The sequence below is a fragment of the Nocardioides sp. BP30 genome (assembly GCF_029873215.1).
Classification (GTDB): domain Bacteria; phylum Actinomycetota; class Actinomycetes; order Propionibacteriales; family Nocardioidaceae; genus Nocardioides.
This window is the reverse complement of the sequence record NZ_CP123620.1, coordinates 2064784-2090826: the sequence shown is the minus strand read 5'-3', so window position 1 is coordinate 2090826 and position 26043 is coordinate 2064784. Positions and strand designations below refer to the sequence as shown.

Annotated in this window: 25 protein-coding genes; 15 read left to right on the top strand and 10 right to left on the bottom strand. The window is 70.3% G+C overall.

The genetic code is table 11. The features are described 5' to 3' along the window. The first annotated feature begins 79 nt into the window (after nucleotides 1-79). From P5P86_RS09870 to P5P86_RS09845, 6 genes are all read left to right on the top strand, one after another. Nucleotides 80-685 carry an acyl-CoA-like ligand-binding transcription factor gene (locus P5P86_RS09870; RefSeq protein ID WP_280611158.1) on the top strand — a complete coding sequence of 202 codons (606 nt, stop codon included), beginning with the start codon at nucleotides 80-82 and terminating at the stop codon, nucleotides 683-685. A gap of 221 nt (nucleotides 686-906) precedes the next feature. Then, nucleotides 907-1503 carry a TetR/AcrR family transcriptional regulator gene (locus tag P5P86_RS09865; protein WP_280611157.1) on the top strand — a complete coding sequence of 199 codons (597 nt, stop codon included), beginning with the start codon at nucleotides 907-909 and terminating at the stop codon, nucleotides 1501-1503. A gap of 30 nt (nucleotides 1504-1533) precedes the next feature. Continuing rightward, nucleotides 1534-2364 carry a mycofactocin-coupled SDR family oxidoreductase gene (locus P5P86_RS09860; RefSeq protein WP_280611156.1) on the top strand — a complete coding sequence of 277 codons (831 nt, stop codon included), beginning with the start codon at nucleotides 1534-1536 and terminating at the stop codon, nucleotides 2362-2364. Between the two features lie 41 nt (nucleotides 2365-2405). Continuing rightward, nucleotides 2406-3224, top strand: coding sequence for an SDR family NAD(P)-dependent oxidoreductase (locus P5P86_RS09855; protein WP_280611155.1), 819 nt, complete (start codon nucleotides 2406-2408; stop codon nucleotides 3222-3224). A gap of 277 nt (nucleotides 3225-3501) precedes the next feature. Next, on the top strand, nucleotides 3502-4266 hold the full coding sequence (locus tag P5P86_RS09850) for an enoyl-CoA hydratase (protein WP_280611154.1): 765 nt from the start codon (nucleotides 3502-3504) through the stop codon (nucleotides 4264-4266). After that, on the top strand, nucleotides 4263-5288 hold the full coding sequence (locus tag P5P86_RS09845; RefSeq protein ID WP_280611153.1) for an LLM class F420-dependent oxidoreductase: 1026 nt from the start codon (nucleotides 4263-4265) through the stop codon (nucleotides 5286-5288). The genes P5P86_RS09850 and P5P86_RS09845 overlap by 4 nt, the downstream gene beginning before the upstream one ends. A gap of 193 nt (nucleotides 5289-5481) precedes the next feature. Here the strand turns inward: P5P86_RS09845 and P5P86_RS09840 are convergent, their stop codons facing one another. The 5 genes from P5P86_RS09840 to P5P86_RS09820 all read right to left on the bottom strand — a co-directional run bounded on the left by P5P86_RS09840 (nucleotide 5482) and on the right by P5P86_RS09820 (nucleotide 11833). Continuing rightward, complete coding sequence (locus P5P86_RS09840) at nucleotides 5482-6996, bottom strand: acyl-CoA synthetase (RefSeq protein WP_280611152.1); 1515 nt, start codon at nucleotides 6994-6996, stop codon at nucleotides 5482-5484. Further along, nucleotides 6996-8141, bottom strand: coding sequence for a CaiB/BaiF CoA transferase family protein (locus P5P86_RS09835; RefSeq protein ID WP_280611151.1), 1146 nt, complete (start codon nucleotides 8139-8141; stop codon nucleotides 6996-6998). The genes P5P86_RS09840 and P5P86_RS09835 overlap by 1 nt, the downstream gene beginning before the upstream one ends. Beyond that, a complete protein-coding gene (locus P5P86_RS09830) occupies nucleotides 8138-9271 on the bottom strand; it encodes an NDMA-dependent alcohol dehydrogenase (protein WP_280611150.1) in 1134 nt (377 codons plus the stop codon). The genes P5P86_RS09835 and P5P86_RS09830 overlap by 4 nt, the downstream gene beginning before the upstream one ends. Before the next feature lie 14 nt (nucleotides 9272-9285). Next, nucleotides 9286-10716 (bottom strand): aldehyde dehydrogenase, encoded by a 1431-nt coding sequence (locus P5P86_RS09825; protein WP_280611149.1) that lies wholly within the window; start codon nucleotides 10714-10716, stop codon nucleotides 9286-9288. Nucleotides 10717-10792: 76 nt separating this feature from the next. Continuing rightward, nucleotides 10793-11833 carry a TIGR03857 family LLM class F420-dependent oxidoreductase gene (locus tag P5P86_RS09820; RefSeq protein WP_280611148.1) on the bottom strand — a complete coding sequence of 347 codons (1041 nt, stop codon included), beginning with the start codon at nucleotides 11831-11833 and terminating at the stop codon, nucleotides 10793-10795. A 77-nt stretch (nucleotides 11834-11910) separates the two neighbouring features. On the opposite strand from P5P86_RS09820, the gene P5P86_RS09815 reads away from it, so the two are divergent. From P5P86_RS09815 to P5P86_RS09795, 5 genes are all read left to right on the top strand, one after another. Further along, on the top strand, nucleotides 11911-13032 hold the full coding sequence (locus P5P86_RS09815; protein WP_280611147.1) for a phosphotransferase family protein: 1122 nt from the start codon (nucleotides 11911-11913) through the stop codon (nucleotides 13030-13032). Continuing rightward, nucleotides 13029-13478: an FAS1-like dehydratase domain-containing protein gene (locus P5P86_RS09810; protein ID WP_280611145.1), complete on the top strand. Its 450-nt coding sequence runs from the start codon at nucleotides 13029-13031 to the stop codon at nucleotides 13476-13478. The genes P5P86_RS09815 and P5P86_RS09810 overlap by 4 nt, the downstream gene beginning before the upstream one ends. After that, on the top strand, nucleotides 13475-13909 hold the full coding sequence (locus P5P86_RS09805; RefSeq protein ID WP_280611144.1) for a MaoC/PaaZ C-terminal domain-containing protein: 435 nt from the start codon (nucleotides 13475-13477) through the stop codon (nucleotides 13907-13909). The genes P5P86_RS09810 and P5P86_RS09805 overlap by 4 nt, the downstream gene beginning before the upstream one ends. A gap of 58 nt (nucleotides 13910-13967) precedes the next feature. Further along, entirely contained in the window at nucleotides 13968-15296 is a 1329-nt protein-coding gene (locus tag P5P86_RS09800; protein WP_280611143.1) for a TetR/AcrR family transcriptional regulator, read from the top strand. Nucleotides 15297-15439: 143 nt separating this feature from the next. After that, nucleotides 15440-16210, top strand: coding sequence for an SDR family NAD(P)-dependent oxidoreductase (locus tag P5P86_RS09795; protein ID WP_280611142.1), 771 nt, complete (start codon nucleotides 15440-15442; stop codon nucleotides 16208-16210). A gap of 15 nt (nucleotides 16211-16225) precedes the next feature. On the opposite strand, the gene P5P86_RS09790 is transcribed toward P5P86_RS09795, so the two are convergent. The 3 genes from P5P86_RS09790 to P5P86_RS09780 all read right to left on the bottom strand — a co-directional run bounded on the left by P5P86_RS09790 (nucleotide 16226) and on the right by P5P86_RS09780 (nucleotide 20538). Continuing rightward, nucleotides 16226-17473 (bottom strand): CaiB/BaiF CoA transferase family protein, encoded by a 1248-nt coding sequence (locus tag P5P86_RS09790; RefSeq protein WP_280611141.1) that lies wholly within the window; start codon nucleotides 17471-17473, stop codon nucleotides 16226-16228. Beyond that, nucleotides 17470-19623, bottom strand: coding sequence for an acyl-CoA dehydrogenase family protein (locus P5P86_RS09785; protein ID WP_280611140.1), 2154 nt, complete (start codon nucleotides 19621-19623; stop codon nucleotides 17470-17472). The genes P5P86_RS09790 and P5P86_RS09785 overlap by 4 nt, the downstream gene beginning before the upstream one ends. Before the next feature lie 66 nt (nucleotides 19624-19689). Next, on the bottom strand, nucleotides 19690-20538 hold the full coding sequence (locus P5P86_RS09780) for an HpcH/HpaI aldolase/citrate lyase family protein (RefSeq protein ID WP_280611139.1): 849 nt from the start codon (nucleotides 20536-20538) through the stop codon (nucleotides 19690-19692). Between the two features lie 214 nt (nucleotides 20539-20752). On the opposite strand from P5P86_RS09780, the gene P5P86_RS09775 reads away from it, so the two are divergent. The 3 genes from P5P86_RS09775 to P5P86_RS09765 are packed head-to-tail and all read left to right on the top strand — an operon-like array spanning nucleotide 20753 to nucleotide 23399. Further along, complete coding sequence (locus P5P86_RS09775) at nucleotides 20753-22255, top strand: class I adenylate-forming enzyme family protein (protein WP_280611138.1); 1503 nt, start codon at nucleotides 20753-20755, stop codon at nucleotides 22253-22255. Between the two features lie 20 nt (nucleotides 22256-22275). Then, nucleotides 22276-22581 carry a hypothetical protein gene (locus P5P86_RS09770; protein ID WP_280611137.1) on the top strand — a complete coding sequence of 102 codons (306 nt, stop codon included), beginning with the start codon at nucleotides 22276-22278 and terminating at the stop codon, nucleotides 22579-22581. 8 nt (nucleotides 22582-22589) lie between these two features. After that, complete coding sequence (locus P5P86_RS09765; RefSeq protein ID WP_280611136.1) at nucleotides 22590-23399, top strand: crotonase/enoyl-CoA hydratase family protein; 810 nt, start codon at nucleotides 22590-22592, stop codon at nucleotides 23397-23399. A 3-nt stretch (nucleotides 23400-23402) separates the two neighbouring features. On the opposite strand, the gene P5P86_RS09760 is transcribed toward P5P86_RS09765, so the two are convergent. After that, entirely contained in the window at nucleotides 23403-24074 is a 672-nt protein-coding gene (locus P5P86_RS09760; protein ID WP_280611135.1) for a nitroreductase family protein, read from the bottom strand. Nucleotides 24075-24122: 48 nt separating this feature from the next. Here P5P86_RS09760 and P5P86_RS09755 point away from each other — a divergent pair, with 48 nt between their 5' ends. Continuing rightward, a complete protein-coding gene (locus tag P5P86_RS09755) occupies nucleotides 24123-24755 on the top strand; it encodes a PaaI family thioesterase (RefSeq protein ID WP_280611134.1) in 633 nt (210 codons plus the stop codon). Nucleotides 24756-24767: 12 nt separating this feature from the next. Here the strand turns inward: P5P86_RS09755 and P5P86_RS09750 are convergent, their stop codons facing one another. Continuing rightward, entirely contained in the window at nucleotides 24768-25919 is a 1152-nt protein-coding gene (locus P5P86_RS09750) for an acyl-CoA dehydrogenase family protein (RefSeq protein WP_280611133.1), read from the bottom strand. Between the last annotated feature and the right edge of the window lie 124 nt (nucleotides 25920-26043).

Sequence of the window (26043 nt, the reverse complement as noted above, 5' to 3'; positions counted from 1 at the left end):
CCCCATGACGTGGCGTGGACCACAATATTGGCATCGATGGACAAAAGGGAAGGGCCCCGTCCTGATAAATTCCGGACCCGTGCGCTCCACCTCGCTCCGCGGCCGCCCAGCGGCGACGACCCATGCCGCGATCGAGGAGGCCGGCTTCGCCCTCTTCGCCGCCCAGGGCTTCGAAGCCACGACGCTCGACGCGATCGCCGCGGAGATCGGCGTCTCCCGCCGGACGGTGACGAGGTACTACGCCTCGAAGAACGACATCCCGTGGGGACAGTTCGACCGCACGCTGGACAGCTTCCGCCTGCTCCTGCGCGACACGCCCGCCGACCTGCCACTGTGGGACAGGGTCCACCGCGGCGTGGTCGCCTTCAACGACTTCCCCGCCAACGCCTCGCCCCCGCACCGCGAACGGATGCGCCTGATCCTCGGGACACCGGCGCTGCAGGCGCACGCGGTGCTGCGCTACCGGCAGTGGCGCTCGGTGATCGCGGAGTACGTCGCCGAGCAGACCGGCACGACGGTCGAGGCCTCCCTGCCGCAGCTGGTCGGCCACGTCAGCCTCGCACTCGCCATGCAGGCCTACGAACGGTGGCTGGCGGCCGAACCCCTGGAGCCCGTCGCCGACCGCGACGCGCTGCTCTCGATCCTCGACCAGACCCTGGGCGAGCTTCGGGCCTACCTCGCCTGACCCAGCGCCGCCCCCGGGACTGCCCTCGCCGAGGCGCCCGGACCGCCCTCGCCGACCCGTCACCTTTCGCGGGCCGAGAGGTCACTTTCGGCAGGTCGAGTGTCCCCGGCGGCCCGACGGAGGCGGGAACGCGCCCGCCCTCGCCAGCGGACGACATGCCTAGAGGACATGTGTCCTGTATCTATAGGACACGTGTCCTATAGAGGAGTAGGGTGCGTCACATGAGTCAGCGCGCGATGACGGGGAACAGCGATCCGCGCGCGGTGCGCTCGCGGCAGGCGCTGCGCGAGGCGTTCCTGCGTGCGGTGCAGAGCCAGTCGCCGAGCGAGATGACCGTCGCGGCGCTGGCGCGCGCCGCCGGCATCAGCCGCACGTCGTTCTACGAGCACTTCGGCTCCCCCGAGGAGCTTGCGGTCGACACCCTCGACGAGCTGTTCACCACCATCAGCGACATCGACATCACGCTGCGCCGCGCGGGGTCCACGACCAGCCCGCTGGAGGCAAGCCGGCTCGCTGTCCAGGCGCTGGTCGACTTCCTCGGCCCGCGACGCACGACGTACGCGCGGCTGCTCGGGCCGGGAGCGGCGCCGACCGTGTACGTCGCCGTCAGCGAGGCGTTCGTGCGACACGCGACCGACGCGCTGTCGCGCACGGCCTACCGCCCCGACGGGGTGGACGTGGCCCTGACCGCCCGGTTCCTGGCCGGCGGGGTGCTCAAGGTGCTCGGCATCTGGCTGGCCGAACCGGCACCGCGCCCCTCCGAGGAGGTCGTCGACGCCCTGATCGCCTGCTTCCCCGCTTGGCTCACCCGCACCTGACACCACCCGACACCAGTCAAAGGAGACATCATGGGACAGCTCGACGGACAGGTCGCCTTCATCACCGGAGCCGCCCGCGGCCAGGGTCGCTCGCACGCGGTCGCTCTCGCCGCCGAAGGCGCCGACATCATCGCCGTGGACCTCTGCGCCCAGGCCGAGACCGTGCCGTACCCGATGGCGACCCGCGAGGACCTGCAGCAGACGGTCAAGGAGGTCGAGGGACTCGGCCGCCGCATCGTCGCGCGTGAGGCCGACGTACGCGATCTGGCCGCCCTCACGTCGGCGGTCGAGGACGGCGTCGCCGAGCTGGGTCGCCTGGACATCGTGATCGCGAACGCCGGGATCTCCACGCCCGCCTCGACGCTCGAGATGTCGGAGGAGGTGTGGGACGAGATGATCGAGATCAACCTGACCGGCCAGTGGAAGACAGTGAAGGCCGCGGTCCCGCACATCCGGCAGGGCGGTCGCGGCGGTTCGGTGGTCATCACCAGCTCGCTCGCCGCGATCTACGCCAACCCCAACACCGCGCACTACTCCGCCGCCAAGGCCGGTCTGGTCATGTTCGCCAAGGTGTTGGCCAAGGAGCTCGGCCCGGAGAACATCCGCGTCAACACGCTGCACCCCACCACCGTGGCGACAGGGATGATCCTCAACGACGCCACGTACAGGCTCTTCCGGCCCGACCTCGAAGCTCCCACTCGCGCCGACTTCGAGGAGGCAGCGCTCACCCTCAACAAGCTGCCCATCCCGGCGCTCGAGCCCGTCGACATCTCCCGCGCGGTGCTCTACCTGGTCGGCGAGTCGGGCCGGTACGTCACCGGCACCACCCTCGTCCTCGATGCCGGCGGCCAGCTGGGCTGACCGAATCCCCTCCACCCCACCACCCCACAGAAGGAACACCCGTGCCCACATTCACCGACAAGGTCGCCATCGTCACCGGTGCGACGACCGTCGATCCCGGCGGCCTCAACATCGGCGGCGCGACGGCCGTCGAGCTCGCCGCCGGCGGCGCCAAGGTCGCCCTCGCCGACATCAACATCGCCGGGGCGCAGGCCCTGGCGGAGCTGCTCAACAGTTGTCACGGCACCGGCACCGCCATCGCCGTCGAGACCGATGTCCGCTCCGAGGAGCAGTTCGAACGGCTCGTTGCCACGACCGTCGAGCAGCTCGGCGAGCCGACCATCACGATCAACGTCGCGGGCATCTTCCCGCCCGACGACACCGAGATCGCCACCATGACCGTCGAGGCCTGGGACAACGTGATGGCGGTGAACCTGCGCAGCGTGATGCTGCTCAGCAAGCACACCCTGCCGTACCTGCGCAAGGCCGGCGGCACCATCGTGAGCACCGCCTCCACCCACGGCTCGGCCGGAGACACCAGCCTCAGCGGCTACGGCGCCTCCAAGGCCGGGGTGATCGCCCTGACGAAGTTCCTCGCCACCCAGTACGGCCTCGAGGGCGTCCGCTGCAACGCTGTCAGCCCCGGCACCACCCAGTCGCCGCCGGCCCAGCAGCTGCCGCAGCAGATCAAGGACATCTTCCAGCGACAGAACCTGAACCCCTCCATGCCGACCCCCGAGCAGCAGGCCAAGGTCTTCGCGTTCCTGGCCTCCGACGACTCGGCCGGGATCAACGGCCAGGAGGTCAAGGTCGATGCCGGGCTGCTGTCGCACCAGCCGATGGTCGCCGACATGCGAGCGCTCGGAGCCACGACAGTCTGACGCGCCGGCGGACGCGTGAAGCGGTCCCCGGCGACCGCTTCCGTCCACGGAGCACGAGCAAGGCACGAGCGAGGCGCGCCCCCGATGTCGCGGGGACGGGCCTCGCTCGTGCTTCGTCGAGGGGTCGGGAGTCGGCGGACGTCGCAGGTCGCCCTGCGCTCACCGGACCCACGGGGCGGAGAGCCACCGGCACATCGGAGCGCCCGAAGGTAACATCGCTGTCAGAAATGGTCGCCACCGTTCCGATGTCGACCTCCGCGCGCCCAGGAGGACCACCATGGATGCCAGCGACGTCGTCCGCATCGACCGCGATGGAGCCGTGGCCGTCATCACCCTGCAGCGCCCCGCCGCCCGCAACGCGATGAACGCCGAGCTGGCGAGCGCGACGTGTCAGGCGATCACTGACTGCCAGAACATGGGCGCCATCGTGCTCACCGGCGCCGATCCCGCCTTCTGCGCCGGACTCGACCTGCGCAACCCGGGAGTCGATCGGATCGTCGACATCCCGCCGTTCATCGCGACCACCGCGTCCTCCCGGGTGCCCATCATCGCTGCTGTCAACGGTGCGGCGGTCACCGGTGGCCTCGAGCTCGCGTTGGCGTGCGACTTCATCGTCGCCTCCGAGCGGGCACGGTTCGCCGACACGCACCTGCGCGTCGGCGTCTACCCCGGTCCGGTGGCCGTCCAGCTCCCGCGGCGGATCGGCTCGGCATGGGCACGCGAGCTCTCCCTGACCGGCAACTTCGTCGATGCCGAGACAGCGCTGCGGATCGGACTGGCCAACCACGTCGTCCCCCACAAGGAGCTGCTGGACTTCGCGATGACCTTGGCCTCGGCCATCGCGGAGCAGGACCGGGCGGTGGTCCACGCCCTGCGGGACGACTGGCGGGAGAACGACGGGCTCCCGGTCGACCAGGCACTGCAGCAGCACTACGCGCACGCCGCCCGCGGCGGCTTCGACGGGGCCAGCTCCACGACGATCACCTCACGCCGCGACCAGGTGATCGCCCGCGCCCGCACGATGGGATCGGAGGCCCGATGAAGCTCGGCTGGCACATCGGCTACTGGGGCGCGACACCTCGCCGCGACGTGCGCGAGACGCTGGCGGCCGTCGAGGCGTTGGGCTTCGACTCGGCCTGGACCTCCGAGGCCTACGGCTCCGACGCGCTCACTCCGCTGGCGTGGTACGGCAGTGCCACCACGAGGTTGCGGCTGGGCACCAGCATCGCCCAGATGTCGGCGCGCACGCCGACAGCGATGGCGATGGCGGCGATGACGCTGGACCACCTGACCGAGGGCCGCTTCGCCCTCGGCCTCGGCGTATCCGGGCCTCAGATCGTCGAGGGTTGGTACGGCGCACCCTTCCCCCGCCCGTTGGCGCGGACCCGTGAGTACGTCGATATCGTGCGTCAGACACTCGCCCGTGACCAGCCGGTGGCGAGCGCGGGGCCGCACTATCCGCTCCCCCACCCCGGCGGAGCGGGGCTCGGCAAGCCGCTGCGACTCATCACCCATCCTCGTCAGCCCGGCCCGCCGATCCTGCTGGCCGCGGAGGGGCCCCGCAACGTGGAGCTCGTCGCCGAGATCGGCGACGGCTGGCTCCCCATCCTGTTCTCCCCACGGCAGGCGGCCGACGCCCTCGCCGAGCTGAGCCGCGGCTGGTCGAAGCCCGGCGCGCGCCGTAGCGCCGAGGACTTCGAGATCCTTCCGATGGTGAGCGTCTCGATCGACGACGACATCGAGGCGGCAGCCGACCGTCTCCGTCCTGCCCTCGCGCTCTACGTCGGCGGCATGGGCGCCAAGAGCGCCAACTTCCACTTCGAGAAGTTCTGCCGGCTGGGCTACGAGCGCGAGGCAACCCGCGTCCAGGAGCTCTTCCTCGGCGGTCACCAGGAGGAGGCGATCGCCGCCGTCACCACCGCCATGGTCGAGGAGGTGTCCCTGATCGGGCCGAAGGAGAAGATCCGCGACGATCTCGAGGCATGGGAGGAGTCGCCGGCGACCACCCTCCTGATCGCGGGGGATCTGCCCTTGCTGCGGACGATGGCCGAGCTCGTCCTGTGATGGCGGGCGGGGCTCCTCCCGTGACTGCTCGACACCTCACCTCACCGCGCCGCGGATCGCGGCGGCGTGGACGGTGGTACGACGTGGAGCGCGGGCGGCCCGGCGGGGCCGCCGGGCGGCTGTGGCGCGATGACGCGACGTCGGTCTGCTGGCAGGCTCGACGGCAGGGTCATGCCGCCATGAGGACAGGCGGTCAGCCTGGGGTGGGCGTGCGGTAGCGGTCGGCGAGCACGCGCCGCAGGATCTTGCCGCTGGGCAGCCGCGGGACCTCCTCGAAGGCGTAGGACCGCGGCACCTTGAAGCCGGCGATCCGGCCGCGGAGGTGGCGGTCGAGGGCGGCCTCGAGCTCCGCTCCCGGCGCCACGCCGGGGGCCGGCGCGACGACGGCGTGCACCCGCTGCCCGAACTCCTCGTCGGGGAGGCCGACCACCGCGACATCGGCCACCGCCTCGTGGAGGATCAACGCGTCCTCGATCTCGCGGGGGTAGATGTTGACCCCGCCGGAGACGATCAGATCCGTCCGCCGGTCGGAGAGATAGAGGAAGCCCTCCTCGTCGACGTGGCCGAGATCGCCGAGCGTCGACCACCCACGCTCGTCGTAGGCGGCGCGCGTCTTCTCCCGGTCGCCGTGATAGGCGAAGGGCGGCATACCGTCGAACCACACCTCACCGATCTCCCCGGGTGGTAGCTCGCGGCCGCCGGGGTCGCAGATGTGGACGTGCCCCACCGCGGGCCGCCCGACCGAGCCGGGATGCACGAGCCACTCCGCGGAGTCGATCATGAAGAAGCAGTTGCCCTCGCTGCCGGAGTAGAACTCCGTCAGGATGGGCCCGACCCAGGCGATCATCGCTCGCTTGACCTCCACCGGACACGGTGCCGCGGCATGGATCACCAGGCGGAGGCTGGCGAGGTCGTAGCGGCCCCGCACCTCGGTGGGGAGCTTGAGCATCCGGACGAACATGGTCGGCACGAACTGCGCGTGTGTGACCCGGTGTCTCTCGACGAGAGCCAGCACCAACTCGGCATCGAAGCGGTCGGTGAACACCGTGGTGCCGCCGGCGCGGATCGCGCCCAAGCTCCACCCCAGCGGAGCGGCATGGTAAAGCGGCCCCGGGCTGAGGTAGATCGTCGAGGAGTCGAAGCCGAAGCTGTCCTGCATCAGGTGGTCGAAGCGCAACCCGGTGCCGAACGGCACCTCCTGCGTAGCCGGCAGGATGCCCTTGGGGCGCCCCGTCGTGCCCGAGCTGTAGAGCATCGGACTGCCCTCGGACTGCGCCTCGACCGGAGTCTCGGGCAAGCCGCTGACCGCCGGCTCCAGGGCATCGAATCCCGGCAGCGAACCACCGAAGCTGAGCCGGTGCGGAACGGCGGGCAGGTCGGCCGCGAGCTCGCGGAGGGTGGCGCTGACGAGGAGCACGGTCGCCTCGCAGTTCGTCACCACGTAGCTCGCCTCGTCGGCCGTCAGATGCCAGTTGACCATGGTGTAGAGGAGGCCCGTGCGCTGCGCGGCCCAGAGGATGGGGAAGAGGTCGAGCCGGTTCTCCGAGGCGATCGCGACGTGGTCGCCTCGGCGCAGGCCGAGCCGACGGAGATGGTGGGCGATCCGATTGGAGGCCGCCTCGAGCTCGGCGTAGGTCAGCCGGGCCCCGGTCTCGTCGACGACGGCCGCCTTGTCGGGCTGCTGCGCGGCCCAGACCGAGAGGTCCATCAGACTCCTGCCTCCTCGGTGACGGCGACGACGCCGGCGGCGATGAGCCGGCGCACCTCGTCCTCGGTGAATCCACCGCCTCGGAGCACGGCCACGGAGTCCTCCCCTGCCGCGTGGGTCGCACCCGGCGCGAGGCCGGGCGTACGGGAGAAGCGTGGCGCGATCCTGGGCAGGCGGCCCTCGGCGTACGGCACGAAGGTGCTGCGCTCGGCCAGCTGGGGGTGGTGCGGCGCTTCGGCGAGGCTGAGCACCGGCGCGACGCACGCGTCGACGCCTTCGAAGATCGCAGCCCATTCGTCACGTGTCCTGGTGAGGAACGTGCGCGTCAGGGCGGCGCGCATGGCAGGCCAGGCGGCACGGTCGTGCTGCACGAAGTCGAGGCGGGTGCGCCTCATCAGCTCGGCGAAGAACTGGGGCTCGATCGCACCGACCGCGACGAACCGGCCGTCCGCGCAGGCATAGGTGTCGTAGTAGGGCGTCCCGCCGTCGAGCAGGTTGGCCTCGCGGCGGTCCTCCCAGCGCCCGACGGCGTGGTTGCCGTAGACCATCGTCATCAGCGAGGAGACGCCGTCGACCATGGCCGCGTCGACGACCTGTCCCCGACCCGACCTGGTCCGCTCGTGGAGCGCCGCGAGGATGCCGGCCACGAGGAACATCGCGCCTCCCCCGAAGTCGGCGACGAGGTTGAGCGCGGTGCGCGGCTTCTCGGCGCCGCCGGTGGCATGCAGGGCGCCGGTCAGTGCGGCGTAGGTGATGTCGTGGCCCGCACGTGGGGCGAGCGGCCCCTCCTGCCCCCATCCCGTCATCCGGCCGTAGACGAGACCGGGGCTGACCGCCAGACACTCGTCGGGGCCGAGTCCGAGCCGCTCCATGACCCCCGGCCGGTTGCCCTCGACGACGACGTCGATGTCGCGCAGGAGTCGGAGCACGACGTCGCGGCCCGGAGCGGACTTGAGGTCGACAGCGAGGTGGGAGCGGCTGCGCCCCAGGACGGAGCGTGCGGGCGAGCCCACCGCGGCGGGCCGGTCGATCCGGATCACCTCTGCTCCCAGCTCCGCCAACATGAGGCAGGCGAAGGGACCCGGGCCGATGCCGGCGAACTCCAGCACCCGGAGGCCGGCCAGCGGGCCCGCCGCCGTGCTCACACGGAGGCCCTCTCAGCGGCCGGGTAGCGCAGCACGCCGCGGACGTTGCGGCTCGCGCGCATGTCGTCGTACCCGTCGTTGATGCCGGCGAGCGGATAGGTCCGCGTGACCATCGCGTCGAGGTCGACGTCGCCGGCGCTGGTGAGCTCGAGCAGGCGCGGGATGTCGTAGCGCGGATTGGCCGACCCGTAGAGCGTGCCGACGATCTGCTTCTCCATCAGGGTGAGATCCATCAGGCTCACCGAGATCGACTTCTCCGCCATCGGGTGGATGTTGGTCACCACCAGCCGGCCGAGCTTGGCCGTCATCGCCAGCGCCTTCGCGATCAGCTCCCCCTGTCCCACGCCGAGCGCGCAGATGAACTTGTCGGCGCCTCGATGCCAGGTGGCCTCGGCGACGACCTCCTGCGCCTCCTCCCACGAGCCCGCGACATGGGTCGCCCCCATCTTGAGGGCCTGCTCGCGCTTGAACTGCGAGGGATCGATCGCCGTGATCGTGCGGGCTCCGGCGAGCCGGGCACCCTGTACGGCGGCTGCTCCGATGCCCCCGACACCGGCGACGACGACGTTGTCGCCGGGGCGTACGTCGGCGGCATACACAGCCGAGCCCCAGCCGGTCACGAAGCCACAGCCGAGCAGGCACGCGCGATCGAGCGGGTGATGAGGCTCGATCTTGATGCAGCTGGCCTCGTGCACGACGGTGTGGTGGGAGAAGGAGCCGATGCCACAGGCGAGGGCGAGGTCCTGGCCCTTGACGTGATGGCGCGCGGTGTCGTCGTAGATCTGCCGGCCGGAGTAGATCTTCGCACCGAGGTCACACAGGCTCTGGTGCCCGCTGGCGCAGGCGGGACAGCGCCCGCACGACGGCATGAACCCGAAGACGACGTGGTCCCCCGGCTTGAGCCACGAGACGTGCTCCCCCACCTCGAGAACGACGCCGGCGCCCTCGTGCCCCCCGATGCAGGGCAGGCTGAACGGCATGTCACCGGTCACGATGTGCTCGTCGGAGTGGCACATGCCCGAGGCGTGCAGCTCGACGAGCACCTCCTCCGCCTTGGGCGGATCGAGCTCGATGGTCTCGACCGACCAGGGAGTGTTGCGCTCCCACAGGACTGCTGCCTGGGTCTGCATGTGATGTCTTCCTCTCAGCGGATGATGGTCTGGGGCTCCACGAAGGAGGCGATCGCCTCCGGTCCGCCCTCCCGGCCGGTGCCGGACTGCTTGAAGCCGCCGAACGGGCTGCCGAAGTCGAGCGGTGCCGAGGAGTTGACCGAGACCGAGCCCACCCGCAACTGCGCGGCCACCTCGTAGCCGCGGTCCGGGTCGGCGGACCAGACGGCCCCGGCCAGTCCGTAATCGGAGTCGTTGGCCATCGTGATCGCCTCCTCGACGGTGTCGTAGGCGATGACGGCGGCGACCGGCCCGAAGAGCTCCTGGCGGGCGAGCCGCATGTCGTTGTCGACGTCGGCGAGCACTGTCGGACGCACGTACCAACCCGGCCCGGGCTCGCCGCCCGTCGCCGTGACCACGCGAGCGCCTGCCTCGACGGCCTCGGCGATCTGGTCGGTGATCCGCGAGCGTGCCTCCGCGGAGATGACCGGCCCGACCTGGGTCGCGGGGTCCGACGGGTCGCCCACGACGAGCCGGTCCGCCGCCTGCGCGAGCTCCTCGACGATCTCGTCGTAGCGTGAGCGGGGCGCGAGGATCCGCGTCTGCGCGACGCAGACCTGCCCGTTGTTGGACATCACCCCGGCAAGCAGGCCCGAGACCGTGCGTCGGTCGAGCTTCACGTCGTCGAGCACGATCGCCGCGGACTTGCCACCCAGTTCGAGTGTCACCCGGCGGACGTCGGCCGCGCAGGTGGCGGCGATCCGCTTGCCGGCCGCTGTGGACCCGGTGAAGCTGATCTTGTCGACGCCCGGGTCGGCCACGAGCGCTTCGCCTGTCGCGACCGCTCCCGGCACGATGTTCACCACCCCTGGTGCAAGTCCGATCTCGTCGAAGAGCTCGCTCAGCATCGAGATGGCCAGGGGCGCCTCAGGCGAGGGCTTGAGCACCACGGTGCATCCGGCCGCGAGCGCGGGGGCCAGCTTGAGGGCGGCAGTGAAGAGCGGCGCGTTCCACGGAAGGATCGCGCCCACCACACCGACCGGGAGCTGGCGGACGACGACGTCGCCGCCCAGCGCGGAGCGACGGATCTCCTCGAAGCAGAAGTCGCCGGCCAGCCGTTCGTAGGTGCGCAGAACGCCCAGCGCTGTACCGACCTGGCCGAAGCTCGCCCAACTGCGCGGCGATCCCATCTCGGCCGAGACCAGGTCGCCGAACGCTGTGGCCCGCGCCTCGAGGGCATCCGCGAGTCGTCCGAGAAGCTCGCCGCGCTCGCGAGCGCTGGTGCCGGCCCACTCCTTGCTGCCGAGAGCCTCGCGAGCGGCCGCTACGGCCGCACCGACGTCGTCGGCGGTGCCGTCGACGACGTGACCGATCGTCTGCAGGGTCGCCGGAGAGACGACTTCGCGCACCTCGCCCGCGCTCGGCCGCCAGTGCCCGGCGACGTACACACCTGGGAAGTCGTGCATGGGTATCCTCTCGATCCGACCGCCTGCGACTCCGATCGCCTTCGGATTCTGGCAGTTGTGTCACCTTTGCACAAGGTCATTCACGCAGCTTCTCCAACCAGCCCAACTGGTCCGGCGTGCTGCCATGGAGCACCAGTTCGTCGGCTCCGGCGGCGCGATAGCGCTCGAAGGCGGCGGCGCACTCCTCGGGGCTTCCCAGCGCCGCGGCACCACGGGTCCACGCCTCGGGGATCGCCTCGGCCGCGCGGGTGAGCTCGTCCCGGGTGCGCACCGAGTCCGCCGCACCCGTGATGCCGGCCAGGGTCGGATGCGCGCGCAGTCGCTCCAGATCGCCCAGGTCCCAGCCGTTGACGGTCGCGAGCTGCTCGCCGAAGCCGGGTATCTGGTAGTACGTCACGGCACGGGCGCCCACCACAGCGGCCTCCTCCTCCGACGGCAGGTCGGAGGCGGTCACGACGGTGGCATAGATCCGGACCGCGGCGGGGTCGCGGTCGGCCTCCTCGGCAGCCCGGCGCACCGCGGCCGCTGATCGGGCGACCGCCTCGGGCGTCAGGAACGGATGCAGAAGCACCCCGTCGAAGTGCCTTCCTGCCAGCGCGAGTCCCTTCGGGCCGATCGCAGCGAAGACCACCGGCGGCACCGACTGGTCGGGGACGTCGGTGAGCCGCAGCGAGGGGAAGTCGCCCGCCGGACCGGAGTAGCGCACCTTCTCGCCCCGGCAGAGCCGACGGAAGATGTCCACCGCGTCGATGATCGACCGATTCGTCGCGGCAGGGAGGCCGACGGCCGCCCACATCGCATCGACCGAACGCCCGACCCCGAGCACGAGACGACCACCGGACAGCGCCTGCGCCGTCATGGCCATCGATGCGAGCATCGCGGGATGACGCGACTGGAGGTGGGTGACGCCTGCCGCGATGCGTATCCGGTCGGTGACCTGGCTGAAGGCGCCCGCCAGTACGCCGAAGTCCTTGGTCCCCCATCGCTCACTGAGCCACAACGTCTCGAGACCGAGCCGTTCAGCTTCCACCGCCTGAGCGATTCCCCGGCCGGGGTCGGGCACCCGCCCCGGCAGCGCATAGGCACCCAGTCGCACGCTTTCCCGTTGATCAGTCATGGCATTATTCTGACAGTCATGGTCAACTACGGGGAGTAGGTCCCCCGATCGGACCGACGAAGAGAGAAGGGACTCCGATGGCCGGACACGCTGACCGCGCGGCCCGCGAGACGCGCCTTCGCGACGCACTGCTCGCCTGGCTGCCCTCGCGTCTTGCTCCACTGGGTCATAGCGACTTCACGCTGTCGGACCTGACGGCCCCCGACGCCGGCTACTCCGGGACCACCGCGTTCTTCACCGCCTCCTGGACCGACGGCAGCAGCGGCACTGTCAGCCGCGAACTCGTGCTTCGCCTGCAGAGCGACGTCCACCAGGTCTTCGTGGCCCCCGACGCTCTGCGCCAGGCCGAGGTGATGCGTCGGCTGGGGCGGCACGCCGGCGTGCGGACGCCCGAGATCGTGGCGACCGAATCCGATCCTGCGGTGTTGGGAGCGCCGTTCTACCTCATGGACAGGGTCGCGGGCCGCGTTCCCTCCGACGTGCCCAGCTGGCACAAGCGGGGATGGACCACGAGCCTGTCGGCGCCCGAGAGAGCCCGGCTGTACGACCATGCACTCGAGTCGTTGGTCGCCGTCCACTCGATCGACGACCCCGGCGACCTCGCCTATCTCCGCGGTCCTGCCGACCCGGCGGGCACGACGGCCCTGGAGCGCTATCTCGACGGCGTCGTCGCCTGGCACGCGTGGTGCGCCGACGACCTCGCCGTCGGAACCGAGCTGATCCGGCAGGCCCTCGACCTCCTGGTCGACTCGCGGCCGGCCACCGCCGTCGAGGGTGTGGTCTGGGGCGACGCCCGGGTGGGCAACATCAGCTTCGCCGACGACCTCAGCGTCGCCGCACTCTTCGATTGGGAGGGTGCGACCACGGGACCGCCCGACATCGATGTCGGGTGGTGGCTGATGTTCGAGCGCTATCTGTGCGAGGCCCTCGGTTTCACCCGGCAGCCCGGCACGCCGGACGACGAGGGCATCATCCGGCGCTACGAGGAGCTCGGCGGCAAGCTGAGCGGTGACATCGGCTATTACCAACTGCTCGCGGCAGTCGTCCTGAGCCTCATCACCAATCGCCTCGCCGCCCTGTTGATCCGCGACGGACTCGACGCGGCGACCGCCCACAGCTATCCACGCACCGCCGTCGCGCTGATCGAGGACTACCTGGCGGCGTACCGGGCGCATCAGAGAGGAAGCACGATCCGATGACGACAACGAACCCCGAGGCCTCGCCGGTCGGGGCCGTCGGCACCCCGTTCGAGGTGTACGTCGAGCGCGGCAAGATCCGCGAGTTCGCAGCCGCGATGCAGTCCGACAATCCGGCCTATCAGGGGCCGGCGGCGATCATCCCGCCCACCTTCCTCACCACCGCGACGACATGGGCACCGCCCGGGAGCCGCGTGACGGTGGGCTTCGACCGGCGGCGTCTGCTCCACGGTGAGCAGGAATACCTCTTCCACGGAGCTCTCCCCCGCGCAGGCGACCGCCTGATCGCCCAGGAGCGCCTGGTCGACCGCTATGCCAAGCCGGGCAAGCGCGGCGGCGAGATGCACTTCGCGGTCGTCGTCACCGAATTCCGCAACGCCGCCGGCGACCTGGTCGCCGAAGCTCGCGCGACCTTCATCCAGACGGCCCCGAAAGGAGACGCCTCGTGACCGAGCAGATCGTGGACCTCGCACCGGGCACCACCGCCACGCCGCGTGACTTCGGTCCGCTGACCCGCCAGATGTTCGTCCGCTACTCGGGAGCGTCGGGCGATCTCAATCCGATGCACTACGACGACACGATGGCACGGGCCGCCGGCAACCCGTCGGTCTTCTCGCAGGGCATGCACCAGTCCGCTCTCGTGGCGACCTTCGCGACCGACTGGCTCGGAGCCGAGCACCTGCGCCGCTTCCAGGTCCGATTCCGCGAGCAGGTGTGGCCCGACGACGTCCTCACCTGCGAGGGCGTGATCGAGAAGGTCGTGCAGCAACCCGACGGCGGCCGTCTGATCACCGTCGCGCTCACCTGTAGGCGTCAGACTGGCGCCGTCGCCATCAGCGGCTCCGCTGACTTCCTCATCCCGGAGACTGCCGCTGCATGACGCGGGCCACACCGCGCTTCTGCGCGATCGGCGCAGACTGCGCCTATGCTGGTCAGCTATGTCAGATAACACGATCGTACGCCGCTCCAGCTACGGCCCGTCGAGCCCCGAGGTCGGCCGCCGTGGGGCCGATACGCGCCGTAAGATCGTCGACGTCTCGCTCCGGCTCTTCGCCGACCAGGGCTTCTTCAACACCTCGGTCGATGCGATCGCCAAGGCTGCCGACGTCTCCCGCGCCACGCTGTACCAGTACTTCCCCGGCAAGGACGAGATCTTCGTCGAGCTCCTCAACGAGTGCGCAGCGGCGTTGATCCGGGTCGCGCGCCGGATCGGCCAGCTGGGGCCCACCGACATCGGTCTGGACAATCTGCACTGGTGGCTCGGCGAGTGGAGCTGGGTCTTCGAGAAGTACAACACCATGTTCGTCCAATGGGCAGTCGTCGCGTCGGTCGACGACGAGGTCCGCCCCGAGGTCCTCGGGTTCATCACCGAGTACAACAAGCGACTGGCAGCGCGTCTGGAGGAGGCATCCGTCGACGGGATCGATCCCGTGACGGCCGCGACCATCGTGAGCGCTCTGGTCCACCGGCTCAATCTCTTCCAGCACACCGGTCGGATCTATGACGTCGACCCCGAGGTCATGATCTCCAATCTCTCCCTGTTCCTCCAGCAGCTCGTCTTCCCCCAGACGCCGGATCCCGTGCTCACCAGCCTCGCCCATCGCGCTGTCGGATCCAGTCCCATCGAGCCTCCCCCGGCGCCCTCGACCCAAGGGCTCTCGATCGAGGAACGCGGCCGCGGGCTGAGCAAGCGCGCCGCCACCACCGTGCGGAGTCTGGTCGACGCCGGCGCGGCGCAGTTCGCGAGCAAGGGCTACTTCCGTACCAGCGTGGACGACATCGTCGCCGCGGCCGGCTTCGCGCGCGGCACCTTCTACAAGTACTTCAGCGAGAAGCAGGATCTTCTCGTCGTCGTGACAGTGGAGGCGGCCGCCAAGGCACACGCGCTTGCCGACCGCATCCGGCAGATCGATCTGACCGCCGACGACGACGCCGACCTCCGCGCCTGGCTCCACGACTTCATGGCCTACATGGCGACCTACAGCGGATCCATCGACGTATGGACCGAGCGCACGACGGACGACGAACTCGTCATCGCCGTCGGCGCGCACGCCCAGGCGACCATGGACCTGGCACTCGAAGCGGCCCTCACGCCGGTGCAGCGCAGCTACCCGTTCGACCCGGTCTGTGGAGCGCTGATCTTCCGCGCGGTGATCACCCGACTGCCCGAGGCACTGCGCGAGATGGCACCGGACGCCACCGAGGAGGAGATCATCGACCTCCTCGTCGCATGCCTCAAGCGCGGGTTCTTCAGCCACGTCATCTGACACTTCGTTCTCCGCATGGATGAAGCGAGCTCCGTTCCCCCTTCGCATCATGCCCGGTTCTCTTGATTCAATCTGACGCCTGTGTCATGTTTACGTGCGGGCGGGGACACCCCCTCCCGACGGGATACGAGAGGACACAGGACATGGACATCAGCCAGGCATCGGCGGTCGTGACCGGAGGCGCAGGGGGCCTGGGCGAGGCCACCGTCCGCAAGCTGGCCGGCCTCGGCGCGGCGGTGGTGATCGCCGATCTGAACGACGACGGCGGTAAGGCGCTGGCAGCCGAGCTCGGTGGCGACGTGACCTACGTCCGCACCGACGTCTTGGACGAGGCGAGCGTCAAGGACGCTCTCCGGGCCGCATCCGAGCGGGCACCGCTGCGGGTCCTGGTCAACGCCCACGGCGGCGGCGCGGGCGCGTCCCGGGTGGTGGGCCGCGACGGCGAGCCCGCACCCTTCGACCAGTTCCAGTGGTACATCAACCTGTTCCTCAACGGCACGTTCAACGTGCTGCGGCTCGGTGCGGCCGAGATGGCGAAGAACGAGCCGGACGCCGGCGGCTGCCGAGGCGTCGTCATCAACACCGCCAGCATCGCCGCCTTCGAGGGCCAGATCGGGCAGACGGCCTACTCCGCGGCGAAGGGCGGGGTCGTCGGACTGACGGTCCCGGCAGCGCGCGACCTGTCCAAGCTCGGGATCCGGGTGATGGCGATCGCTCCCGGCACGTTCTTCACACCGGCGTTCAAGATGGAGCGCGAGGAGGCGGAGAAGTTCTGGGGCTCCGCCGTGCCGTTCCCGAACCGGATGGGCAGCCCGGCGGAGTATGCCGCGCTCGTCGCCCACATCGCCGAGAACGACTACCTCAACGGCGAGGTCATCCGCATCGACGGTGCGCTGCGCTTCCAGCCCAAGTGACCCGCGGGGCGGGGGTCAGATGACCCCCGCCTCCCGTAGCTCCGCGATCTCGGCCGGCGTCCGGCCCAACGCGGCGAGGATCGTCTCGCTGTGAGCGCCGGCGCTCGGCACCGCCGCCATCCTCGGCTCCACGCCGGACAGCGTCGCCGGCGGCAGCAACGCGTCGACCTCGCCGCCCGGCGTGTCCACCTCCCGCCACCGCTTGCGGCCGGCCAGGACGGGATGGGCCCACAGCTCGTCCATCGTGTTCATGCGCGCGTGGGCGATGCCTGCAGCCTCCAGCCGCTTCTCCAGCTCGTCGGCCGTGAACTCCGCCGTACGCGCGGCGATGATCGCCTCGAGTTCCTCACGATGGGCGACCCGGTCCGGATTGCGCGCGAAACGCGCTTCACCGGCGAGGTCGGCGACCTCGAGGACCTCGGCACACAGGCGCAGCCACTCCCGCTGGTTCTGGACGGCGAGCAGCACCGACTCCCCGTCACTCGCGGCGAAGGGTCCATAGGGTGCGATCGTGGCGTGCCGCGCGCCCGTGCGGCGCGGGCTGCTGCCGCCGTACCGCGTGTAGTAGGCGGGCGACCCCATCCACTCCACGAGGGCCTCGAAGAGCGAGACCGACACAGCCGGTGCGCGCCCCGTCGTCGTCCGCGTGTAGAGCGCCGCGAGGATGCCGGAGTAGGCGAAGCTGCCCGCCGCGATGTCCGCCACCGAGATGCCGGCCTTCGCGACCTCCTCCTCCGAACCGGTGACCGACAGCAGGCCGGCCTCCGCCTGCACCAGCAGGTCGTAGGCCTTGCGGTCCCGCCACGGGCCGTCGAGCCCGTAGCCGGAGATGTCACACACGATCAACCGCGGATGGGTCCGGGCCAGGTCCGCCGCCGCCAGGCCCATCCGGGCGGTGGCGCCCGGACCCAGGTTCTGGACGAAGACGTCAGCCTCGTCGAGCAGCTCCCGAAGGATCCGGCGGCCCTCCAGCGACTTCAGATCGAGGGACAACGACTCCTTCGACCGGTTGAGCCACACGAAGTAGCTCGACTCCCCATGCACCGTGTCGTCGTAGCCGCGCGCGAAGTCGCCTCCGTCGGGCCGCTCGATCTTGATCACGCGGGCACCGAGGTCGGCGAGCTGGCGGGTGGCGTACGGCGCAGCCACCGCCTGCTCGAGGCTGACGACGGTGAGCCCGGCGAGTGGCAGCGCGGCAGGCGCGGCAGCGGTCCCGGCGAGGCCCACGGCGCTCATCTCGCTCATCTCGCTCATCTCGCTCATCGGGCGAGCGGGTCGCGCGGAAGACCCAACAGCCGCTCGGCGATCGTGTTGCGCATGATCTCCGAGGTGCCGCCGGCGATCGTCAGGCACCGCGAGAACAGATACTCGTTCGTGACCTCGGGCCGGTGGCCGGTGACGGCGGCCGTGCCTGCCAGATGCATGGCCAGGTTGGTCAGCCGCTGGGAGTGCTCCGCCTTCACCAGCTTGGTGATGTTGGCCTCCGGGCCGCCGCGCACGCCCGCGAGGGCGCGCGAGGCCTGGCGCAGATTGAGCAGGCGGAGCGTGTGCGCCTCCACCAGCACGAGACCCACCTCGTGCTCGGCGTAGGCCGGCAGGCCTGCGGTCTTGTCGAGCAGCTCCATCAGATCATCGACCCGGTAGGCGATCGAGCCGCTGCCGCCGCCGATCGAGAAGCGCTCGTTGCCGAGGGTCGCCCGCGCGACCTTCCACCCGGCACCCTCATCGCCCACGACGTCGGCGTCGGGCACGAAGACGTCGGTGAGAAAGACCTCGTTGAAGAGCGCGTCGCCGTTGAGCTCGCGCAGCGGCCGGACCTCGACGCCGGGGTGGCCCATGTCGATCGCCATCATCGTGACGCCGGCGTGCTTGGCCGCCGTCGGGTCGGTGCGGACCGTGGCGAGCCCCCACTGGCAGCTGGCCGCCGTACTCGTCCAGACCTTCTGGCCGTTGACGATCCAGCCACCGTCGACGCGTCTGCCGGCCGTGCGGACCGCTGCCGCGTCCGAGCCGGCGTCCGGCTCGCTGAAGAGCTGGCACCAGTTGGTGCGACCTCGCAGGACGTCGTCGATCCAGCGCGCCTGCTGCTCCTCGGTGCCCTCCTGCGAGATGGTCAGGCTGATCCAGCCGGAGATGCCGGTGTCGGGGATGTCGATGCCCGCGAACTCTTCCTCGATCACGAGCTGCTCGACGACGCCGGCGCCACGCCCCCAGGGCGCGCGCCAGTGCGGGACCAGGTAACCACTGTCCACGAGGAAGCTCCGACGCTCCTCCTCGGCAAGGCTCCGGGCCTTCGCGGCAGCCACGCGCGCCTCGGCGCGGTACGACTCCGACTCCGCCGGAAGCTCGAACAGAGCGCCATGGTTCGTGCCGGTCCGGTGTGCCTCCACCACGTCGGCGACCGGGTCGCGCCCATCGCGCAGCAGCGCGGCGACCGTCTCGGCACGACGAAGGTACAGGTGCGCATCGTGCTCCCAGGTGAAGCCGATGCCGCCGTGGAGCTGAATGTTGAGCCGGGCGGTCTGCACCTGGGCACGGACGGTGTGGGTGGCCGCGACAGCGGCGGCGAACCAGGCCTCGTCGAGGTCGATGGAGCGGGCCGCATCCCAGGTGGCCGCGGCCGTCAGCTCGGCATCGACCAGCATGTTGGCCAGGTGGTGCTTCACGGCTTGGAAGGTGCCGATCGGGCGGCCGAACTGCTCGCGCACCTTGGCGTAGGAGGTAGCCGACTCGACACAGGCGAAGATGCTGCCGAGCCCCTCGGCGGCCATGAGGATGCGGAAGATCGTGACCGCGCGACGGGCCGCGCCCACCAGCACCCGGTCCTCCTCGACCGGGACCGAGTCGAGCACGACCGTCCCGATGCTGCGCGTGCTGTCGAGCCCTTCGTCGGGGCGCACGGCGACACCGGCGGTGTCCGTGTCGATCAGCACGACGTCCGCACCGACCACGAGGCCCAGCACGTGCGCATCCGGTGCCCCGAGCACGGCCCGGCTCTCGCCCGCCAGCCGCCCGTCCGCGGACAGGGTCAGACCGGGGGCTAGTCCGACGGCACCGACCCGTGTGCCGTCGGCGAGGCCGGGCAGCAGAGCCGCTCGGACGTCCACTGACGCTGCCGCGGCGACGAGCGCCGAACAGGCCACCGTCGGCAGGAAGGGGCCGGGGGCCAGCTCGTGTCCCAGGCCCTCGAGGACGACGGCCAGCTCGGCGAGGCCGTAGCCGGAACCGCCGTACTCCTCGCGGAGATGGAGGCCGAGCCAGCCCATCTGGGCGACGGTGGTCCACATGTCCGGGAGGCCGGATGCGCCCTGCTCCAGGGTGGCGCGCGCAGCGGCGCGTGCTTCGACGCGCTCGAGGTAGGACGTCGCGACCTGGGCGAGTGCCTCGTGGTCCTCAGTGATCGCCAATGCCATGGCGTGCAGCCTTTCGTCGGTGGCGGCGCGGTCGGCCGCCGGTGCTGGTACGTGGGTCCGGGATGCTCAGCGGGCCGAAGCGGCCTGAGCGAGGATGCGACGAGCCTGTCGGGCGACGGCCTCGTCGATCATGCGGCCGTCGGCGTCGACGGCGACCCCGGAGCCGCCGTCGAGGCGCCGCAGGATGTCCGCCGCCTTGGCGGCCTGTTCCGCGGTCGGGGTGAAGACGTCGTGGACGGCCCCTACCTGCGCCGGATGGATGCAGGCACGGCCGAAGAAGCCGAGCCGACGCAGCGCCCGGGTCGAGGCGGCGAAGGCCTCGAGGTCGCGGAACTGCGCCGAGACGGGGGCGACGGGGCTCTCGATGCCGGCGGCGCTGCAGGCGACGACTGCTTGACTGCGGGCGAAGAGGAGCTCGGTCTCGTCGGCGCCGGGCTCGAGGCCGAGATCGGCTGCGAGGTCGATCTCGCCCAGGTGCAGCGTCGTGACCCGCGGCCCCTGGGCGATGTCGAAGATGTTGGCCAGTCCCAGACCGGACTCGACCAGCGGCGCGACGGCGATGCGCCCCCTGGCGAGGCCGCATCGCGCCTCTGCTTGACCCAGGAGATCGTCGAGCCTCGAGACGTCGTGCCGGGTCGCGGTCTTCGCCGGGATGACGCCCGTCAGCGCAGGGCCCACCACGGCGTCGACGTCGCGGGCCATCAGCTCGTCCGCATTGAGTCGCACCCAGGCCTCCACCCCGGCGGGGCGACGGCCGGAGAGGTGCTCCGCGACCTGGGCGCGGGCCGCTTCCTTGGCGGCCGGGGTCACGGCGTCCTCGAGGTCGAACACGATCGCCGATGCACCCGAGGCCTCGGCCTTGGCGAAGCGAGCCGGAGTGTCGCCCGGCACGTAGAGGTAGCTGAGGGCACTCACGTGACCTCCTGGGGAACACTCGGCACAGCACACTCCTCGGGACGGCTACGGTTGTGACGCCGCTTACATCATAGATATCCTCAGTTGTCAGATACCACGGACCACAGCCTGGCACTTGCGCCTGATTGCGGCAAGCAACTCATAGACATAGCGTCAGAAATGCAATTACAGTCAGCGCCAAGCAACGACGAGTGCAGCGGGAGCCGCAGACACCATGACCATCTCTTTGATCCTCGACATGACCTCGTCGGCCCACGCCGATCGCGGTGCCCTGACCGTCGACGGACAGACCTACAGGTACGACGAGCTCGGCGCGCTCGTCGCCGCTGTCGGGAGCGAGCTCCAAGCAACGGAGGCCCGTCACGTGGTCTTCCTCGGCCACTCCGGACTGGGGTTGCCGGTGCTGCTCTTCGGCGCCGCGCACGCCGGCCTGCCCTTCACCCCGCTCAACTATCGTCTCGGCGCCCGTCAGCTCAGCGAGCTGATCAACCGGGTCGACGGTGCCATCGTCGTCGTCGACCCCGACGTCACCGCTCCGCTGACGGGCCTCACGGCACCCGTGATCGCGACGGACGAGCTCCTCGCCGCGGCCCGCGCCCGCACCGATGTGCTGCCGCCGGTCGAGGTCGATCCCGACGCACCAGCGGTCGTCCTCTTCACCAGTGGAACCACCTCCGCCCCCAAGGGCGTGATCCTGCGCCACAGCCACCTGCTCAGCTATGTGATGGGCACCGTCGACTTCGGTTCGGCGGAGGAGAGCGATGCCGCGCTGATCAGCGTGCCGCCCTACCACGTGGCCGGCGTGGGCACCATCCTCACCAACCTCTACGCCGGGCGCCGGATGGTCTACCTCCCTCACTTCGACGCCGCCGAGTGGCTCGCCCTGGCCCGCCGCGAGAGGGTCACCTCCGCGATGGTGGTCCCGACGATGCTCGAGCGCATCGTGCAGCTGCTGCGCGGTGCCTCCGCCGAGCTGCCGAGCCTGCGCTCGCTCTCCTACGGCGGCGCACGGATGCCCCGCCCGACACTCGAGGCGGCGTTGGTCTCCTTCGACAACGTCGGGTTCGTCAACGCCTACGGCCTGACCGAGACGAGCTCGACGATCGCCCTGCTGGGGCCCGAGGACCACCGCGAAGCGCTCACGAGCGCCGACCCCGAGGTCCGGGCGCGGCTGGGCTCCATCGGTCGGCCGGTGCCGGGCGTCGAGGCGGTCATCCGCTCTGCCGACGGCGAACCGGTGGGCGTCGGCGAGCACGGCGAGCTCTGGGTACGCGGCCCGCAGGTCTCCGGCGAGTACATGGGCTCCGGATCGGTGCTCGATCCCGAGGGCTGGTTCCCCACCCGCGACCTGGCTTACCAGGATCGCGACGGGTTCCTCTTCGTCGTCGGACGCAACGACGACACCATCATCCGCGGAGGCGAGAACATCGCTCCGGCCGAGATCGAGGACGTCCTCGTCCACCACCCCAGCGTGCGGTCGGTCGCGGTCGTCGGCGTCCCCGACGATCACTGGGGGCAGGCGATCGTCGCCACCGTCGTGCCGGAGCCCGGGAGCCGGCCCGACGCGGAGGATCTGCGCGAGTACGTGCGGGCCGCCCTGCGCAGCTCCCGCACCCCCGACGCGATCGTCTTCCTGGACGAGCTGCCCAGCACCACCACCGGCAAGATCCTGAGGAAGGAGATCGTGGCGAACATCGTCGCGAGCGCAACGTCATGACAGTCATGGAGGAACGACCGATGTTGAAGAACGGCGCACGCCTGCAGAGCCAGGTCTGCGACACCCAGGTGATCATCGTCAAGGCCGGCGCGACCGAGGGCACCCTGACGTGCGGCGGGGCCCCGATGATCGAGCTCGGCAGCACGCCCGCCGACGGTCTCGCGCTGGACGACGCCGCCGCCGGCGGGACAGTGCTCGGCAAGCGGTACGTCGATGCCGATGACACCATCGAGGCGCTCGTGACGAGGGCCGGCGCGGGCGCGCTCGCGCTCGACGGCGTGCTGCTCGAGATCAAGAGCGCCAAGCCGCTCCCCTCGAGCGACTGAGCACCTCGATGACCACTGTCTCCACCGACACCGCCCCGCCCGCGTTGACCGAGGTCCGCGGCAGCGTCATGATCATCACCCTCAACCGACCCGAGGCCCGCAACGCCGTCAACGAGGAGATGTGCCTCGTCGTCGGCGACGCGCTGACGCAAGCCGAGCAGGACCCGGCCGTGCGCGTCGTCGTCCTCACCGGCGCCGGCGACAAGGCCTTCTGCGCCGGCGCAGACCTCAAGGCGCTCAGCCGGGGTGAGCGCATCATCCCCGAGGGACGTGAGAAGTGGGGTCTGGCCGGCTACGTCGGCCATGCGATCAGCAAGCCCACCATCGCTGCCGTGAACGGCCCGGCTCTGGGCGGCGGCACCGAGCTCATGCTCGCGAGCGACCTGGTCGTGGCCGCAGACACGGCGACGTTCGGGCTACCCGAGGTCAAGCGTGGCCTCGTCGCCGGTGCGGGCGGTGCCTTCCGGCTGATGGCCAAGCTGCCCCCGACGGTCGCCATGGAGATGCTGCTGACCGGCGAGGCGATCGACGCCGACACGGCCCTCGCCCTGCACCTGGTCAACCGCGTGGTACCGGCCGGCCAGGTCCTCGAGGCCGCCCTCCAGCTCGCGACGTCGATCGCCGCCAACGCGCCTCTCGCCGTCCAGGCCCACAAGCAGATCGCACTCGGGCAGCTTCCCGACGGTGAGCGCCCCGACGAGCAGGCCGGCTGGGACCTGACCGCGGAGCTCCTGCCGATGATCGCCCGGTCCGCGGACGCCAAGGAGGGGCCCCGCGCCTTCGCCGAGAAGCGCCTTCCGGTGTGGCAGGGCCGCTGAGGCTCATACCCAGGTGACGACCTGATCCAGGGCCGCCCGCCCCACGCGGAAGCGGTTGGCCGGGTGCTCCTCGTCGGCGTACCCGAACGAGACAGCGCACACCACCAGCCGGGACTCGGGCAGCTCCAGGAATTCGCGTACGGCGTCGGAGACGGTGGCGATCGCCGCTTGCGCGATGGCCCCGAGCCCGAGGCTCTCGGCGGCCAGCAGCAGGGCGGCGACGTAGGCACCGCAGTCGACCGCACCATAGGTGCCAAGATCGCGATCGGTGGTGACGATCGCGGTGTGCGGAGCTCCGAAGAAGCGGAAGTTCTCCAGCGCCTGGCGGGTGCGCGCCTCACCGTCCGCGCGGTCGATGCCGAGTCCGGCATAGAGCCCGTGGCCCGCCTCGCGCCGCCGGTCCCGATAGATGCCCGTGTACGCCGCAGGCCTTGGCAGGTCGGAACGACGCTCGCCCGCGAGCGCCGCCGCGGTGAGGCGGTCCGCGAGCGCGGTCGTCGTAGGTCCACTGGTCACGGCCACCTGCCACGGCTGGGTGTTGCACCAGGACGCGGCGTGCTGGGCCAACGTCAGCATCCGCTCGATCTCGACGCGCGGCACGACGCGCCCCGTGAAGGCGCGGCAGCTGTGCCGCCTCGCGGCGAGGCGGAGCAGGTGGTCGTAGTCGGCTGGCATCGCGGGTCCTGTCTGAAAATTGACACTGCTGTCAGATATGATCCCACTATGACGGGACAACTCGACGACAGGGCGCTCGACACGGCCGAGATCACCCGACAGGAGGCCCTCTACGCGCCCCTCGCCAGAAGCGTCCGCCAACTGATCGATGCCGCCATCCGGACCCAGGTCGACGAGGCCACCATCGCCGAGGCGACGGTGGCCCTCGAACAGATCGCCGGTCGCCTGAGCGCCCGTCAGATCGAGGCGTCCTACGGCGTCCAGACCGCGATCACCGGCGTGCAGCGGGGCTGGGCCAGCCCCGTCACCGGCGTACGGAATCCGATCGCTCCCCCGATCGACCTACGACACCTGGCCGACTGCGAGGTCGCGGCCGACTTCGAGGTGGGCGCGGCCTACGAGGGGCCGCCGGGGCTGGTCCACGGCGGCGTCTCAGCGCTGATCCTCGACCACGTGCTGGGCGAGGCGGTCCACGCGGCCGGACACTGGGGCATGACCGGCACGCTGACTCTCCGCTATCGGCGCCCCACCCCCCTCGGTCGTCTGCACACCGCGGCCCGGATCGACCGGGCCGAGGGCCGCAAGGTCTTCGCTCAGGGCCACATCGCCGACGATGGCGGCGTCACCGTGGAGGCATCCGGCATCTTCATCCTGCCGGCATCGTCCGTCGAGGGCCTGTGACGCCGCTCGACCTCACAGCCCGCCGCGCGCCACCAACTGGTTGACGATCACGTTGCGCTGGATCTCGTTGGTGCCCTCGCCCACGATCATCAGGGGCGCGTCGCGGAAGTAGCGCTCGACGTCGTACTCGGTCGAGTAGCCGTAGCCGCCATGGATGCGCACCGCGTTCAGAGCGATCTCCATCGCCACCTCCGAGGCGAAGAGCTTCGCCATGCCGGCCTCCATGTCGCACCGCTCGCCGGCGTCCGCCCGCTCGGCGGCGTAGCGGGTGAGCTGCCGTGCAGCCGTCAGCTTGGTGGCCATGTCCGCGAGGTAGTTTCCGATGGACTGGTGCTGGTAGATCGGCTTGCCGAAGGTCTTCCGCTGCTGGGCGTAGTCGAGGGCGTCGTCGAGGGCCGCCGTCGCCACGCCGAGTGCGCGCGCTGCCACCTGAATGCGTCCGGTCTCCAGACCCTTCATCATCTGACCGAACCCGTGGCCCTCGACACCTCCGAGCACAGCCGAGGCCAGGATCCGGTAGTTGTCGAAGGCAATCTCGCAGGACTCCACGCCCTTGTAGCCGAGCTTCGGCAGGTCGCGCGAGACGGTGAGCCCGGGACCGTGCGTGACCAGCACGATCGAGATGCCCCTGTGCTTGGGCTCCGCGGTCGGATCGGTCTTGCAGAGCAGCGCGATCAGACCCGAGCGCCGGGCGTTGCTGATCCAGGTCTTCGCGCCGGAGATGACCAGGTCGTCGCCATCGTGGCGCGCAGTCGTGGTCATCGCCTGCAGGTCGGAGCCACCCCCGGGCTCGGTGAGGGCCATCGTGGCGCGCAGCTCACCGGTGGCCATCCGCGGCAGGTAGCGCTGCTTCTGCTCCTCGGTACCGAACAGCCCGATGAGCTTGGCGACGACGGTGTGACCGCCCATCGCTCCGGCCAGGCTCATCCAGCCACGGGCAAGCTCCTCGGTGACCTGCACGTAGCACGGCGTCGACACGGGGCTGCCGCCGTACTCCTCGCTGATCGCGAGCCCGTAGATCCCGAGCTGCTTCATCTGGTCGATCCACTTCTCGGGGTATGCGTTCTCGTGCTCGATCTCACGGACGGTCGGCTTCACGTCGCGGTTGACGAAGTCACGCACGGTGCGGACCAGATACGACTCTTCGGCGGTCAGGGTGCTCATTCTTTGATCGTGCTTGATCTGACACTCGTGGTCAAGCCGTGTAGGCTCAAAGATCGCGTCGGTTCGCAGTAATATGACAGCTATGTCCATATGATCTACCACCGCGCCATCCGCAGAGAGGGAG